This window comes from Pseudoflavonifractor sp. BSD2780061688st1 E11 (assembly GCF_005844125.1).
GTDB classification, from domain to species: domain Bacteria; phylum Bacillota; class Clostridia; order Lachnospirales; family Lachnospiraceae; genus Sellimonas; species Sellimonas catena.
On record NZ_SPHM01000002.1, the window covers coordinates 151908 to 167212 of the forward strand.

Genomic DNA, 15305 nt, shown 5'->3' on the forward strand with positions numbered 1-15305 from the left:
ATGCTGCTCTGCAAGACAGAGCAGCTCTTTCTTTTTGAAAGGAGGTATATTATTTTGACCTGCTCCGATTTAACTCTTGTTCCCAGCAGCCATCTAAAACCACTGGATGTCATTTCCGGATTTCAGGTACGTCCCGGGTTTTTTCTTTCTCCTGGAACCACCGTTATTCCCGGAGGTGTCAACTTTACGATTCAATCACAGGCTGCTACCTCCTGTGAGTTGCTTCTCTATCACCGGGAGGCTGAAGAACCCTTTGCAGTTCTGAAATTTCCGGAAACCTACCGGATCGGTTTTGTCTACTCCATGATCGTATTTGGGCTTGACATCGAAGAGTTTGAATACGCCTACCGGCTGGACGGCCCGTACGAACCGGAAAAAGGACTTTGTTTTGACAAGACAAGAATTCTTCTTGATCCTTACGCAAAAGCTGTCACCGGGCAGAGCCGCTGGGGATGTAAAAACGACCAGAAACATGGATATCGTGCCCGTGTTGTCAGAAGCAATTTTGACTGGGGCGATCATAAACAACCGATGATTTCCATGTCGGACACGATCATCTATGAGCTCCATGTCCGGGGATTTACAAAAGATTCTTCTTCCGGCGTCACACATCCCGGCACTTTTGCCGGATTGATCGAGAAGATTCCCTACCTTCTTGAGCTTGGTGTGACTACCATTGAGCTTATGCCGGTATTTGAGTTCGATGAAATGCGGGACTGCCGTCTCCTCGACGAAAATCAGCTTCTGGATTACTGGGGCTATAATCCGGTCAGCTTTTTTGCTCCAAATACAAGTTATGCCTCTACCTCCGAATATAACCGGGAAGGGACCGAGTTGAAGCAGCTGATCCGTGCATGTCACGCAAACGGCATCGAGGTGATCTTTGACGTGGTATTTAATCACACAGCCGAAGGTGACGAGCGCGGTCCTTATATTTCTTTCAAAGGATTCGACAATCAGATTTATTATATGCTGACCCCGGACGGACATTATTATAATTTCAGCGGATGTGGAAATACGCTGAACTGCAATCATCCGGTCGTGCAAAATCTGATTATGAACTGCCTCAGATACTGGGTAACAGAATACCGGGTGGACGGCTTCCGTTTCGATCTTGCTTCTATCCTTGGAAGGAACGAGAACGGATCCCCTATGAACCAGCCTCCCCTTCTGCAGTCACTTGCTTTCGACTCCATCCTCGGCAATGTCAAGCTGATTGCCGAGGCGTGGGATGCAGGAGGACTTTATCAGGTCGGTTCCTTTCCATCCTGGAACCGCTGGGCAGAATGGAACGGTAAATACCGGGATGATATGCGGCGGTTTCTAAAGGGAGATACTTTCATGCTTCATGCCGCAGCGCAGAGAATTATGGGATCACCGGACCTTTATCCTCCGGAAGGGCGCGGAAGCAATGCTTCCGTCAATTTCCTGACCTGCCATGACGGCTTCTGCCTGAATGACCTGTATTCCTATAACACGAAGCACAATGAGGGAAACGGGTGGAGCAATGCGGACGGCACCAACGATAATTACAGCTGGAACTGCGGGGTCGAGGGGGAAACGGATGATCCGGATGTTCTTTCCCTTCGTCTACGCATGATGGAGAACGCATTTGCCGTACTCTTATGCAGCCGCGGAACCCCGATGTTTCTTTCGGGAGACGAATTCGGAGACACCCGGTACGGGAATAACAACCCGTACTGTCAGGATAATCCGGTTTCCTGGCTGGACTGGTCGCTGATTGAGAAAAACCAGAATCTGTTTTCCTTCGTCAAGTATATGATTGCATTCCGTAAGAGACATCCTGCCATCCGTACAGATCTTCCTGCCGGAAGATTTTCTTTCCCGTCGATGAGTTTTCACGGTATCCATCCATGGGAACCTGTATCTGACCTGGAATCGCACGTTCTCTGTGTGCTGTTTTCCGGTTTTGACAAGGAACAGCAGATTCAGGATACCATCTACCTTGCCATCAATACACATTGGGAACCCGTTACCCTTTTTCTGCCTGATCTTCCTTTTGAATGGAACTGGCACATTGCCGTCAATACCGGTGATCCGTCCCGGACGATCTTTCAGGATACAGAAATGCCTCCGGCAGACCATACCGTCCTTTTAGGTGAACGTTCCGTCATTCTCTTTGTTGTCAAAAAACGGAGTGTCTGATTTCTAATCAGACACTCCTTCATTTTTCTTTTCTCTTATTTCACAAAGGCTGTAAGTCCCGGCTTTTCTACGGCAATTCTTTCGTCAAGCCTTGCAAGCATACTTTCCTTATCTTTCGGGAGTTTTCCTCTGACCCGGAACTCAATCATGTCATGAAATCCGTCGTAAAGCACTTCCTGCCCCCAAGGCTTAAGAAGCTCCAGAAGTCTTCTCTCTTCGATCAGATTTTCCAGCTCATCCGCAGGCCGGAATGTACCTTTTTGAATTTCTTCGTACAATGCTGCCCGTTCATGAAGAAACATGGAAAAATTAATCATTCTGGACGGCCTGGTCCGGTTAAAAAACTCTGCGGTATACTCCGCATTTTCTATACCTCTGCCCTTTCCGGCTATACCGGTCATAAAATGTGCATCGTAAATCAGCCCGGCTTCTCTCATCCGGTCAATCTGCCGGTATGCCTGCTCTAATGTATGATCCTTATTCATAAAAGCAAGGACATCATCCAGTCCGCTCTCAATACCAAGATATAGATGCCGGACTCCCGCTTCATAGAGCCTTCGCAGATCCTCATCGCTTTTCCGGCTGATATCGGTCACAGTCGCATCCATGTGAATCCCCTCGCATCCCGGAAAATGAACATGTATCCTTTCAATAATCGCCAAAAGTTTTTCCGTTGAAAGTCCGAATGCATTTCCATCTCCCAGAAATACGGTCCTGGGATTTCCGCCCACCGTACTGACCCGTTTTAATTCTTCTTCGATCTGTTCCATTGGGAGCTCCCTGTATTTCAGATGCTTGAACAGGGTGCAGAATTTACAGCCGTTATACGCGCACCCCACTTCCACAGGAAGCATAAAAGAGGAACGTTCCATCGGTCCCCTGCAAATCTGTCCTTCGTAATTCATACCATCACCTGCACCTTTCCTGCCTTTATTATACACCGTAACAGGCAGAAAGGCGGAGAAATCTTTAAGAAAATTTAAGATTTTTGGCAAAACCACTTGCAGGCAGGCTGTGACTGGTATAGTATTATCATGTTTTATAGATTTATACTAAGGAGGACATTATGTCAAATTCAAACCACTCGTCTCAAAGCAGGCAGTATGCCTCAGTTTTTGAGCTGAACGGAGTACCGAAGTTTGGCCAGGCACTTCCTCTTGCGCTTCAACACGTCGTTGCCATGATTGTTGGATGTGTCACCCCTGCAATCATCGTATCCGGTGTGGCCGGACTCAACGAGCGTGATCAGGTCATTTTAGTGCAGGCTGCCCTTTTCACTTCTGCAATCAGCACTCTGCTTCAGCTGTTTCCTTTTATCCGGTTTAAAAATTTTCAGCTCGGTTCGGCTCTTCCGGTCATTATGGGAATCAGCTTTGCCTACGTGCCAAGCATGCAGGCCATCGCCGCGAATTCTGATGTCGGAACGATTCTCGGCGCGCAGCTCATCGGCGGATTTGTCGCAATTATAGTCGGTCTTGCCATACAGAAGATCCGTGTTCTGTTCCCGCCGATCATTACCGGAACCGTCGTATTTACAATCGGACTCTCCCTGTATCCTACCGCGGTCAACTATATGGCAGGAGGTACTTCGAATCCTGATTACGGTTCCTGGAAAAACTGGCTTGCGGCCTTTTTCACTCTTGCCGTAGTAGTCGGTCTGAATCACTTTGCGAAAGGATTTTTAAAGCTTGCGTCCATCCTCGTAGGAATCATCGCAGGGTATATCTTTGCATCGTGTCTGGGACTCGTCGATTTTTCCGGAATCCAGTCCGCGGGCTACTTCCAGCTCCCGCAGCCACTGCATTTCGGACTTTCTTTCGATCCATCCGCCTGCATTGCGATCGGTGTGTTGTTTGCCATCAACTCCATTCAGGCGATCGGAGATCTTTCTGCTACAACAGTAGGAAGTATGGAACGGGAACCAAAAGATAAAGAACTGCAGGGCGGTATCGTCATGTACGGAGTCACAAATATTCTGTGCTCCCTGATCGGCGGACTTCCGACAGCAACTTACAGTCAGAATGTCGGCATTGTTACGACAACAAAAGTCATCAACCGCTGTGTACTTGGTCTTGCAGCGGTCATCATGCTGGTTGCCGGATTTGTCCCGAAATTTTCAGCGCTTCTGACTACGATTCCTCAATGTGTACTTGGAGGCGCAACGATTTCCGTTTTCGCATCCATCGCAATGACCGGAATCAAGCTGATCATGCTCCAGGAGATGAATTACCGGAATACCGCTATTGTCGGGCTGTCAGTTGCCCTTGGCATGGGTGTTACACAGGCACCTGCTTCACTGGCGTCATTTCCATCCTGGGTTACAACAATCTTTGGAAGTTCTCCGGTTGTCCTTGCAACACTGACGGCGATTATTCTGAATACCATTCTTCCGAAAGAAGAAAAAAAGAAATCATAGATGAACAACAAAAAAGGAAAGTTCCAATGAACTTTCCTTTTTCTATATTCGTTTCTATATACAGGAAATCAGATATTTCCTACTCTCTGTGCATGGAGAAGCTGTCCATCTGATATCTGCTCAGGTTTTCGTGAATTCCTCTGTCGTCTGCCTGGCTGATCAGTGCATCTCTGTTCTTTTTGGATGAGAACTGGTCGTTATATGCGCTTGGTCCTCCCACGCAGCCGCCTTCGCATGCCATTCCTTCGATAAAGTCAAACGGAAGTTTTCCTGCTCTTAAAAGAAGAAGAGCCTTCTTGCATTCTGCGGCCCCGTTCGCCTTCTGTACTTTCACATCGATATCGGCGTCGGCCTCCTTCATACTCTGCAGTACTGCCGCCGTCACTCCACCGGAATTTGCAAAGCGTTTTCCAAATGTAGATGCAATCTGATCGTTATTCTCACATGGTTCCAGTTTCACATTTTTGGCTCTCATAATCGCGCGGATCTCACTGTATGTAAGTACAAAGTCTGCATTTCCTTCAATCTGCTGATCCACAACTTCTGATTTCTTCGCCACACATGGTCCGATGAATACCGTAACTGCCTCAGGATCCTGTGCCTTGATCAGCCTGGATACCGCACACATCGGTGATACCGTTGTAGAAACACAATCTGCAAGCTGTGGAAAATGCATCCGCACCATATTGACAAATGCCGGACAGCAGGATGTCACTTTCTTCTTTCCTTCCTTGTAGGCTTCCGTCCATTCTTCCGCCTCGTATGCCGCAGTCATGTCCCCGCCAAGTCCTACGTCGTAAAAGTCCACAAAGCCGATTTCCTTCATGGCCTTTCTCCAGCTTGCCATCGTGATATCCGGACCAAACTGTCCTTCTGTGGCAGGGGCTGCCATTGCATAAACATGTTTTCCGGACTTCAACGCTTCAATAACCGGTACCATGAAGCTCTTTGTTCCGATTGCTCCAAACGGGCAGCTGTGGATACATTTTCCGCAGCGGATACATTTGTCCTTATTGATCACGGAAAGACCGTATTCATTGTAAGTAATTGCGTCAACCGGACAGCTGAACTTACACGGCCGCTTCAAATGTGCAATCGCATTATACGGACATGCCTTTGCACACTGTCCGCACTCTTTACACTTGGATGCATCAATATGGGACCGGTGTCTTCCTGATTCGATTGCTCCGAATTTACATGCGTTGATACATGCTTTTCCAAGACAGTTCTGACAGTTTTCAGTCACTGTATAACTGGAAATCGGACAGTCCTCACACGCCGAATTAATGACCTGAATAATATTTCCATCATCCTCTTCACCCGGCGCCTTTCCTTCTGCCAGACGAACTCTCTGACGTATGATTTCTCTTTCTTTGTAAATACAGCATCGAAACTGCGGAAGAGGTCCCGGAATCAGTCTGCCTGCAATGTGATCCCGCTCTTCTTCCAGTTTTCCTTCAAAAGCCAGCCTCGCCACTTCATTCAGTACCTTATGTTTGATTGTGATTACATTTTCATCAGCGTACATGTTTCTCTCCTGTCTCCTTTTTTCTTACTCTTTCATTAATGCGCTGATTCTATTATAAATTAATCATGGAAAAAAGGAAAGTGTGCACCGTGTATTTATTCAAAGACAAAGCAGCGACAATACTTCGCCAGCATGTACATGATAGTCGGTAATCCCTGCCCCGCTGTTCGGATGGATCAGTGAATAAACGATATCAACAGCAAACAGAAGCAGCAGGACTACACAGATAATTCTTGCAATCTTCTGTGGAATCCGCCTGTAAATTTCATCAAAAAACGGCGCCGCGATATAGATAAAGGCACAGCCTCCAAGCCCGAATACGATCAACCCTTCCGCGCAGATGCGCCCGTGAAGATTCAAAAAGTATCCGGTATAATTCCACCAGTACATACCTTTAATTTCCCACAAAAGCCATGCGGACAGATATTCTACAGCACCACACACAACCACCGCCATCAAAAAAGTCACAAGCGGCTTATGCACAAACCGTTTCAAAAGCACGACTACCAGAATGCCTCCCGTTCCGTAAATCGGCAGCCACGGTCCATGAAAAAATCCCCTGTTTACAAACACACCGTCCCCAAACAAATGAAGAGACACTTCCCACAGCCATCCGACGAATGAAAAGGTAAAAAATATAAGAATAAGGGATCTCAAAGAATAGGTCCGCTCATACTCAATGCGGATCCATTTTTTCATCTGCGGATTATAAAGTCTATGGGATTCTACCGGATACTCTTCCAGATCTGATTCTTCATACAACCTCTCGTCATCGAGGAAACGGACTCCATCAAGTCCTTTTTCAAACGCTTCCTCTCTCAGCGCCACATAAAGCTCGGCAGATGTGGTCTCCGTATACGGGGTAATAAAGGCATACCTTAAAATATCCATGGTAAATATATTCAGGATATGCCATCCCAGAAAAGAAAGATCCAGGATAAAAGCCCGCATTTTATTTCCATTCATCATCTGTCTGGACAAAAGAAAGGCTTCACGGTGCGGAATATCCGGATTTTCCGCCAGAATAAACGGAATCATCCGATAAGAATACCTTTTGATGATACCGCCGATAATCGTCATATCCCACAGAAACAGAAAAACTGATTTTTTCAGCATGATAAACATTACATTTTTCCAGCGTCTTGCTCTCCAGACAAAGGCAAGCCGGCCCATTTTTACCTGGCGGTATGTTCTGTTTTCCAGAAGAAATCTGCACTGCCCTACGCTTAGGACGTTACTTACAAAAATCAGAAACAGAATCAGCAAAATGACACCGATCAGAATAACAAAGCCTTCTGCAATTTTATCTTTGAACAAAAAATCATTCATCGCATTTAAAAATCCAAAAAAAGCAGATCTTTCCTTGGTCATATGATTATAGACTCCGGCCAGCACCCCTTTTTTCGGGGTATAGTGCTCCCCCAGAAAGGCCAGAATCTGTCCGCTCTCCGTATCAGAGCTTCTCTCTATACTCAAATACCAGTCGTTCAAAATCTGCGCATTCGTCGGTATTCCGATTTCCTCTCCGGTAAGTCTGACTGCCGCATCGTCAATCCGGTAGGAAATCCTCATACCTCCTGCAATAAATGCCAGCATCAAACTGATTCCGATAATCCGCCACCAGTTCTTACGCAAAGCCTGCTTTCCCTGTTTCTTCAGCTTTTTTCTACTCCACATCATTTCGATCTCCGTTTTTCCATTCCTTTATCTTCTGAAGGCGCTCTTTTACTTTGCGCTCTTCTCCCTGTTCCGTCGGCTCATAATAGATTCTTCCCTTTAAACTGTCCGGCATGCACTGCATACGGGTCAGTTTTTCTTCAGTATTATGAGCATATTCATACCCTTTTCCGTAATTTAACTCTTTCATCAGTCCTGTTGGCGCATTTCTCAATACCAGCGGCACCGGCTCTGCGCGTTTTTCTTTCACATCCCGCTTGCAGGACTCACACGCCCGGTACAGGGCATTGGATTTTGGCGACATTGCCAGATATACAACTGCATGGGTCAGATGTACATCGCACTCCGGCATTCCAAGAAAATGGCACGCCTGATATGCCGCAACCGCCACCTGCAGCGCCCGGCTGTCTGCCATCCCCACATCCTCGCTTGCAAACCGGATCAGTCTCCGGGCAATATAAAGTGGATTTTCTCCGCCTTCCAGCATCCGGCACATCCAGTAGACTGCTGCATCAGGATCGCTGTTTCTCATGGACTTGTGAAGGGCGGAAATCAGATTGTAATGCTCCTCCCCGGTCTTATCATAAAGCAGAGACTTCCGGCTGATACACTGCTCCAGTCCTTCATTGGTGATCTGGATTCCCTCTGCGCTCATTTCCCCGTTCAGCACCGCCATCTCCAGCGTGTTCAACGCAGTCCTGGCATCCCCGTTTGCAAAGGCGGCGATCGCCTCTATCTGCTGCCCGGTAATCTGAATATTCTGATTTCCGAATCCCGCCGGACTTTTCAACGCATGCTCGAGCAGTTTCACCAGATCTTTCATCTCCAGTGCTTTCAGTACAAAGACCTTGCATCTGGAAAGGAGCGCGGAATTTACCTCAAAAGACGGATTCTCCGTAGTCGCCCCGATCAGAATAATACTTCCTTTTTCCACAAACGGAAGGAAGGCATCCTGCTGCGCCTTGTTGAACCGGTGGATCTCGTCCACGAAGAGCACGGTCCGTTTTCCCATCTGACGCTGCATCTCCGCCGTATTCATGACTTCCTTAATCTCTTTGATCCCGCTTGTCACGGCACTGAAATTGACAAACTCCGCCTTCGTTTTCCCCGCAATGATACTTGCAAGGGTTGTCTTTCCGACACCAGGCGGCCCCCAGAAAATCATGGAGGAGATCTGATCTTTCTCAATCAGCTGCCTTAAAATCCTCCCTTTCCCGACCAGATGCTCCTGCCCTGCAAACTCCTCCAAAGAGGAAGGACGAAGCCGGGAGGCAAGAGGCGCCGACCGTTCTCTGTCATCAAATAACGATAATTGTTCCATAGCTCTTTTTTACCTCCTTTTTCATCTCGCCCCTGTTGCAGGCTGTCTGACTGACCGGATTATTCTGACCGCTCAAATACCTGCGGCTTCAGATATGGTTCAAAGTAAGCCTGAATACTCTCCGGTGAAAAATCCTCATTCGTCTCCTGATGGACACCGCTGGCCGCTGCCAGCTCCTCGGTATATTTTTCCAGCGGATATACCGCATATCCTGAATATCCCGGTTCATAATGCATCACGAGAGGCTCCATGGAGTACGTTTCAATACTGATCTCGCCTGTATCCGGATCTTTGACAAACGTCATATCTGCCATTCCCTCCAGAAGCTGGGAAATTCCCTGCTGTCCGGAAACAAAATTCCCAAGAGAATAGTACACAAGCATCTGCTTTCCATCCGGACGTTCCATCATGCCGTACGGACGGATCACATGCGGATGCGTGCCAATCACTACATCTACTCCAAGATCGGCCAGATACTCCACCCGCTCTTTCGTCGCTTCATCCGGTTCATTTTGATATTCCACCCCGGTATGCAGAAAGACCATCACGATATCCGCCTCTTCTTTGGCTCGTTCCACATCCGCTTTTACCGTCTCTTCATCATAGACATCAACCGCATAAGATTCATTTTCCGGAACCGGAGCTCCGATATTGATCAGGGTTGTGTAATTCATCATTGCAATCTTAAACGCCTTCTTCTCGATGATCTTCACCCGGTCCGCCTGCTGGTCTTCGGCGCTTTCATGAATTCCAAGCACTGCCGGAGGCGTCTCCTGGGATTCCCAGAAAGCAAGGGAATCTGTCACTCCTTCTTTTCCTTTATCATAGGAATGATTCGTTGCCATGGTAATCACATCGAATCCCAGATTTGCAAGGGCCTGGCCGCCTTCCTGCGGCATTCCAAAGGTCGGGTAGCCGCTCGTATTGTCGTGGCTGCTCACAATCGGCGTCTCCTGATTGACAACGGCAAGATCCGCCCCTTCAATCTCTTCTTTTACATTTTTATAAATGTAATCATAGCTCCACACTCCGCTTTCCTGCTGTCCGTCGGCCAGTACGGTGTCATGGAAAAAGTTGTCTCCGACAGCCACTATGCGCAGTGTGTGCTCCTCTTTTTCTTTTTTCTCCGCTTCTTCCCGTTTTTTCTTCTCTTTGGCCTCTTTCTCCGCCTGAATCTTCGCATCAGTCTCTACTGCCTTCTGATGGCAGGAGCGGATCGATGAAATCAAGCCAACAATCAGCACAAGAATCAGTACCATACAGCCGATCAGAATTCTCCGCTTCCAGATCAGCTTCTTCCGGCGCTTTTCTCTTCGGATTCTCTTGCGCCTGGCTAATTCCCGTCTTTTTTCCTCTTCGGTCATAGCTTTCCACCCTCTTTTCTCTTTTGTAACTGTTTTCATTCCTTCAGACATTTCGTCCTGTGCTGATTATACCATATTCGACATAAAAAGGCAGTAAAAAGAGATGCGCCCCGGATATATGTTACACTTCTATCCTGGCACATCTCTTTTGTAATCAGCCTTTATCCTTTAAAATACATATTCGTCAAGCCGACGGAATGCTTCCTGCACCCTGGAAAGCGGCAGCGCAAGGTTCATACGAATACCGTATTCACCGTGGAACGGACGTCCGTCCTGCCATGCAACACCGACATCCCATCCTGCCTTCAAAAGCTCGTCCACTGTTTTTCCATGCTTTTTGCACCACTCTTCACAATCCAGGAACAACATGTAGGTTCCCTGCGGTTTTGAGAGGTTTACACCTTCAAAATGCTCTTTGATGTAATCATATGCATAGTCCACATTTCCGGACAGTACCTGACGGAGCTCATCTACCCACTCAGCTCCTTCTTTCCTGTATGCTCCCACAAGCGCATGCATGGAGAGCACATTCATGGAATTATAATGGCATTTGCTGCTGCTTGCCACAACTCGGTCACGAAGATAGGAATTATAGATCACGTGATAACTTCCAATCAGACCGGCCAGATTGAATGTCTTGCTTGGCGCATACAGTGCGATGGTCCGGTTCTTTGCGTCCACGCTTACAGACTGGGTCGGTGTGTGGTGATATCCTTCCAAAATCAGATCAGACCAGATCTCGTCGGAAATAACAATACAGTCGTTTGCCTTGTAGACTTCCATGGCCTTTTCGATTTCTTCCGGCTCCCAGACTCTTCCGGTCGGGTTGTGTGGATTACAGAACACTGCGACATGGATCTTGTTTGCCTTGATTTTGGCATCCATATCTTCATAGTCCATCCGCCAGACTCCTTCTTCATCCTGCTTTAACAGACTGTGTACTATCTTATACCCTGCTCCTTCGATACTGTTTGTAAAACCGATATAAGTCGGACTGTGAACAAGGATCGGATCCCCATGAGATGCAAACGCATTCAGTGCAGATACCAGTCCCCCAAGCACTCCGTTCTCATAACCGATATCTTCCTTTGTAAGTCCTTCCACGCCTTTACGTTCCTTATGCCAGTTGATAATGGCATCGAAATATGCATCCGATGGATTAAAATATCCAAATGCCGGATGTTCCAGACGTGTCTTCACCTCTTCGATAATAGACGGCGCTGTCGGGAAATTCATGTCTGCCACCCACATCGGGATCAGATCAAACCCTTCCTTCGGTCCTCCCGGCGCAAATCCCCCTGCCGGAACATTGCCCGGAAGATCCACTGCAATGGCGTCCTTACCGCGCCGGTCCATAATGGATGTAAAATCATACTTCATGTTGGTAAACCTCCTCGTTTTTGCTGTCGTATCTTCTCTTGCAAACGCAAGCGCTTTTATTATTATACCACAATCATCCCGGTATGCGGTACAAGTTACTGATAGATACTTCCCAATGTCTTCAGAAACTTATAGCTTTTCCTGATAAAAGCAGATCTCTCCATTGTCAGGATGCGGTACCCCTGTCATCGCCTGAATCATATATCCATGTCCGGCAACTATGATTTTATGATACTGCCTGTATTTTTTCAGAACCCCTTCTACCCTCTGCCGGATATCCTCTGCGGACTCCCAGAGGGCTCCTTCCATTGCTTCTCCGTTACGTTCCATGAACTCATGAAATGCTTTGTGAGCTGTTTCATTTTCTTCGTAAATGTAATGCTTATTTGCCACCCATTCATGCAGGTCGGTCTCTACGGCAATCGGCAGATCCAACCGTCTGGAAAGAATTGCCGCCGTCTGAACCGCCCTTGTATAAGGAGAGGTCAGAATCAACTCTGCACCTTGCAGTCTCGGATCTTTGGCTGCCTCTTCAATCTGACGGATCCCTTCTTCGGAAAGCGGCGCCAGATTCACACCGAATCCCTGGTAAATCTTTTGATCTTTCAGAGAATAATCAGTCTGACCATGCCGGATAAAATAAACATTCATGGATGCTTCATGAAAAGTCTCCATACCTATCACCCCTTGCTTTATTATCGTAAGTATATCATATTTTTCTCATTCTTCGCGATTTTTGTCAATCCATTTCAGAATCTTCTCTATGTCCAGATTTGCAAAGTCTGTTGTGTCGATGTCGAAAATTCAATAATACTAAGAGATTTCAAACCAGTGGGTGTTCCAAAAAGTTTGATATTCATTGTGTTCTTTTGTATAATATATTTAAACAGCTTGAACAAAAAAAGAGCTTTGAGAAAGGACGTGACACTATGCCATTACCGGAAAAACGCTATACATCAGATGATTACTGGAATCTTCCGGACGGAGAACGTGCAGAACTAATCAACGGACAGCTTTACATGATGGCTCCTCCAAGTCGCTTACATCAGGAACTGGTACATCAGTTAAGCCGCATTATTGGCAACTACATTTCTGACAAACGTGGTGACTGTAAAATCTATCCTGCACCATTTGCTGTAAACCTCAACGCAGATGATACCGTGTATGTTGAGCCGGATATCTCTGTTATCTGCTCAAAAGATAAGCTGACCGATAAAGGATGTGTTGGTGCTCCCGACTTCATCATCGAAATTGTCTCGCCAGGCAGTCGTAAGCTGGACTACAGCATCAAAAATGGCAAATATGCCGAGGCAGGTGTCCACGAATACTGGATTGTCGATCCCGAAAAGGAACGAACGACTGTTTACCATTATGACGAAGATTCCGCTCCTGTCATGATTCCTTTCGATCAGCCTGTAACAGTGGGAATATATGGAGATTTAAGCTTTACAATAGCTTCTTTGATCTAGGTGAAAAGTGGTGTGCTGATGGTATGATCTCATTATTCTTTAGCAACATCACTCTTGCTCATGATAATACAGGACACAATATCATACATCTTCTTATAGAAGAAAAAATAGAAAATCACCAGATGTCTCCATAGCAATCTGGGGAATAATATATAGAAAGGACGGTATAAAGGCATGATGTATCCATATTTAACTCTTAATGATGATACGGAAATCACACATTCTGAGATGCTCCCAGATGGTCGTGTCAAAGTCTATATTGAAACACCCGATCTGAAAGACGGGTTCCATAATGCAACTTGTTTTCTTCCCGAATATGAATGGACAGATATTCACGGCTACTCAGAAAATGAAATGAACTATTTCAAAAAACTGATTCGCAACAACGCGCACTTGATCATGGAGTTTTCTCAGGAAGGAGGCTTCTCTGATGCCGCAAATCTTTAGAATTGGTTCCTATCTTGTTTACTTTTGGTCAAATGAAAACGATCCTCTGGAACCAGTACACGTGCATATTTCAGAAGGACGCGCATCAGCAAATGCCACAAAAATTTGGATAACCAGCACTGGAAAAGCTTTAGTATGCAATAATAACTCCAAGATTCCTCAAAAAGAACTTCGCCGAATGATCCGAATTATCGAAGCAAACAGTGACCTTATATTAGACAAATGGTACACACAATTTGGTGAGATACGGTATTACCTCTAGCACTTTCACTTTTGTTATAAAATCATGATTACCTGTCAAGCATGTATTTTGCATTGTAATCGGCTAGCGCCTAAGGTGCTAGCCTTCATTTCATTATATTATTCTTATCTTTTATTCACAGTCTCCCGTTTCTTAATTCCATACTAAAATTAAATCCTGATCATCGACACATAAAGTCTTGAAAAACTTAGAGGAGATACAGAAAAATAAAAATAAGCGGCACTCTGTTTTACAAAGTACCGCTTAAAATTAAAATTTCTTAGAATTTGCCAGCCTTAGCAGCTTCCTCAATGGCAACTGCAACAGCTACTGTCATACCAACCATCGGGTTGTTTCCTGCTCCGATCAGACCCATCATTTCTACGTGAGCCGGTACGGAAGAGGATCCAGCGAACTGTGCGTCAGAGTGCATACGTCCTAATGTATCTGTCATACCGTAGGAAGCCGGTCCTGCTGCCATGTTGTCCGGGTGAAGTGTACGTCCTGTACCACCGCCGGATGCTACAGAGAAGTATTTCTTTCCTGCTTCGATACATTCTTTTTTGTATGTACCTGCAACCGGATGCTGGAAACGTGTCGGGTTTGTAGAGTTACCAGTGATGGATACGTCTACGCCCTCTTTCCACATGATTGCAACACCTTCACGAACGTCGTTTGCTCCGTAGCAGTTTACTTTGGAACGAAGTCCGTCAGAGTAGGATGTACGGGAAACTTCTTTAAGTTCTCCTGTATAGTAGTCATACTCTGTCTGTACATATGTAAATCCGTTGATTCTGGAAATGATCTTTGCAGCATCTTTTCCAAGACCGTTTAAGATAACACGTAATGGTTTTTTACGTACTTTGTTTGCTTTCTCAGCGATACCGATCGCACCTTCTGCTGCTGCGAAAGATTCGTGTCCTGCAAGGAATGCGAAGCAGTCTGTGTCTTCTTCCAGAAGCATTTTTCCAAGGTTACCATGTCCAAGACCTACTTTTCTCTGGTCAGCTACAGATCCTGGAATACAGAAAGCCTGAAGTCCTTCTCCGATTGCTGCTGCTGCGTCTGCTGCTCTTGTGCATCCTTTTTTGATTGCGATTGCAGCACCTACAATATATGCCCAGCATGCGTTTTCAAAGCAGATCGGCTGAATGCCTTTTACCTGATTGTAAACATCAAGGCCTGCGTCTTTTGTAATTTTCTCTGCTTCTTCGATAGAAGCGATGCCATAGCTGTTTAATACAGCGTTGATTTTATCAATTCGTCTTTCATATGATTCAAATAAAGCCATTTTAA

13 protein-coding genes are annotated in these 15305 nt (G+C 46.2%); 5 read left to right on the plus strand and 8 right to left on the minus strand.

The genetic code is table 11. The features are described 5' to 3' along the window. Window positions 1–48: 48 nt before the first annotated feature. Entirely contained in the window at window positions 49–2166 is a 2118-nt protein-coding gene (gene glgX / locus FGQ85_RS01655; RefSeq protein WP_347563032.1) for a glycogen debranching protein GlgX, read from the plus strand. A gap of 35 nt (window positions 2167–2201) precedes the next feature. Here glgX and FGQ85_RS01660 read toward each other — a convergent pair whose 3' ends face one another. Continuing rightward, window positions 2202–3071, minus strand: coding sequence for a radical SAM protein (locus FGQ85_RS01660; RefSeq protein WP_087252801.1), 870 nt, complete (start codon window positions 3069–3071; stop codon window positions 2202–2204). Between the two features lie 161 nt (window positions 3072–3232). Here FGQ85_RS01660 and FGQ85_RS01665 point away from each other — a divergent pair, with 161 nt between their 5' ends. Next, window positions 3233–4582: a nucleobase:cation symporter-2 family protein gene (locus FGQ85_RS01665; RefSeq protein ID WP_087252802.1), complete on the plus strand. Its 1350-nt coding sequence runs from the start codon at window positions 3233–3235 to the stop codon at window positions 4580–4582. Between the two features lie 79 nt (window positions 4583–4661). Here FGQ85_RS01665 and FGQ85_RS01670 read toward each other — a convergent pair whose 3' ends face one another. The 6 genes from FGQ85_RS01670 to FGQ85_RS01695 form a co-directional block, all read right to left on the minus strand. Beyond that, complete coding sequence (locus FGQ85_RS01670; RefSeq protein ID WP_087168380.1) at window positions 4662–6110, minus strand: 4Fe-4S dicluster domain-containing protein; 1449 nt, start codon at window positions 6108–6110, stop codon at window positions 4662–4664. A 99-nt stretch (window positions 6111–6209) separates the two neighbouring features. Further along, window positions 6210–7790 carry a DUF975 family protein gene (locus tag FGQ85_RS01675; protein ID WP_087252803.1) on the minus strand — a complete coding sequence of 527 codons (1581 nt, stop codon included), beginning with the start codon at window positions 7788–7790 and terminating at the stop codon, window positions 6210–6212. Next, a complete protein-coding gene (locus FGQ85_RS01680; protein WP_138372473.1) occupies window positions 7777–9108 on the minus strand; it encodes a replication-associated recombination protein A in 1332 nt (443 codons plus the stop codon). The genes FGQ85_RS01675 and FGQ85_RS01680 overlap by 14 nt, the downstream gene beginning before the upstream one ends. Before the next feature lie 59 nt (window positions 9109–9167). Further along, complete coding sequence (locus FGQ85_RS01685) at window positions 9168–10511, minus strand: CapA family protein (protein WP_171027854.1); 1344 nt, start codon at window positions 10509–10511, stop codon at window positions 9168–9170. A gap of 129 nt (window positions 10512–10640) precedes the next feature. Continuing rightward, a complete protein-coding gene (locus FGQ85_RS01690) occupies window positions 10641–11852 on the minus strand; it encodes an aminotransferase class I/II-fold pyridoxal phosphate-dependent enzyme (protein WP_087252806.1) in 1212 nt (403 codons plus the stop codon). Window positions 11853–11981: 129 nt separating this feature from the next. After that, window positions 11982–12527, minus strand: coding sequence for a histidine phosphatase family protein (locus FGQ85_RS01695; protein WP_242958989.1), 546 nt, complete (start codon window positions 12525–12527; stop codon window positions 11982–11984). Window positions 12528–12781: 254 nt separating this feature from the next. Between FGQ85_RS01695 and FGQ85_RS01700 the strand changes: the two genes are divergently transcribed. The 3 genes from FGQ85_RS01700 to FGQ85_RS01710 all read left to right on the plus strand — a co-directional run bounded on the left by FGQ85_RS01700 (window position 12782) and on the right by FGQ85_RS01710 (window position 14030). Next, window positions 12782–13321 carry a Uma2 family endonuclease gene (locus FGQ85_RS01700; protein WP_138372475.1) on the plus strand — a complete coding sequence of 180 codons (540 nt, stop codon included), beginning with the start codon at window positions 12782–12784 and terminating at the stop codon, window positions 13319–13321. A 174-nt stretch (window positions 13322–13495) separates the two neighbouring features. Next, on the plus strand, window positions 13496–13768 hold the full coding sequence (locus tag FGQ85_RS01705; RefSeq protein WP_087168386.1) for a hypothetical protein: 273 nt from the start codon (window positions 13496–13498) through the stop codon (window positions 13766–13768). Next, window positions 13752–14030, plus strand: a complete 279-nt coding sequence (locus FGQ85_RS01710) for a DUF4160 domain-containing protein (protein ID WP_087168387.1) — start codon at window positions 13752–13754, stop codon at window positions 14028–14030. Before FGQ85_RS01705 ends, FGQ85_RS01710 begins: the two co-directional genes overlap by 17 nt. Window positions 14031–14289: 259 nt before the next feature. Here FGQ85_RS01710 and FGQ85_RS01715 read toward each other — a convergent pair whose 3' ends face one another. Next, window positions 14290–15300 (minus strand): GGGtGRT protein, encoded by a 1011-nt coding sequence (locus tag FGQ85_RS01715; RefSeq protein WP_087252808.1) that lies wholly within the window; start codon window positions 15298–15300, stop codon window positions 14290–14292. Between the last annotated feature and the right edge of the window lie 5 nt (window positions 15301–15305).

Bases quoted from the DNA above. Each gene is read 5' to 3' on its own strand.
- FGQ85_RS01660 (WP_087252801.1), bottom strand. From the start codon at position 3,071: ATGAATTACGAAGGACAGATTTGCAGGGGACCGATGGAACGTTCCTCT.
- FGQ85_RS01665 (WP_087252802.1), top strand. From the start codon at position 3,233: ATGTCAAATTCAAACCACTCGTCTCAAAGCAGGCAGTATGCCTCAGTT.
- FGQ85_RS01670 (WP_087168380.1), bottom strand. From the start codon at position 6,110: ATGTACGCTGATGAAAATGTAATCACAATCAAACATAAGGTACTGAAT.
- FGQ85_RS01675 (WP_087252803.1), bottom strand. From the start codon at position 7,790: ATGATGTGGAGTAGAAAAAAGCTGAAGAAACAGGGAAAGCAGGCTTTG.
- FGQ85_RS01680 (WP_138372473.1), bottom strand. From the start codon at position 9,108: ATGGAACAATTATCGTTATTTGATGACAGAGAACGGTCGGCGCCTCTT.
- FGQ85_RS01685 (WP_171027854.1), bottom strand. From the start codon at position 10,511: ATGAAAACAGTTACAAAAGAGAAAAGAGGGTGGAAAGCTATGACCGAA.
- FGQ85_RS01690 (WP_087252806.1), bottom strand. From the start codon at position 11,852: ATGAAGTATGATTTTACATCCATTATGGACCGGCGCGGTAAGGACGCC.
- FGQ85_RS01695 (WP_242958989.1), bottom strand. From the start codon at position 12,527: ATGGAGACTTTTCATGAAGCATCCATGAATGTTTATTTTATCCGGCAT.
- FGQ85_RS01700 (WP_138372475.1), top strand. From the start codon at position 12,782: ATGCCATTACCGGAAAAACGCTATACATCAGATGATTACTGGAATCTT.
- FGQ85_RS01705 (WP_087168386.1), top strand. From the start codon at position 13,496: ATGATGTATCCATATTTAACTCTTAATGATGATACGGAAATCACACAT.
- FGQ85_RS01710 (WP_087168387.1), top strand. From the start codon at position 13,752: ATGCCGCAAATCTTTAGAATTGGTTCCTATCTTGTTTACTTTTGGTCA.
- FGQ85_RS01715 (WP_087252808.1), bottom strand. From the start codon at position 15,300: ATGGCTTTATTTGAATCATATGAAAGACGAATTGATAAAATCAACGCT.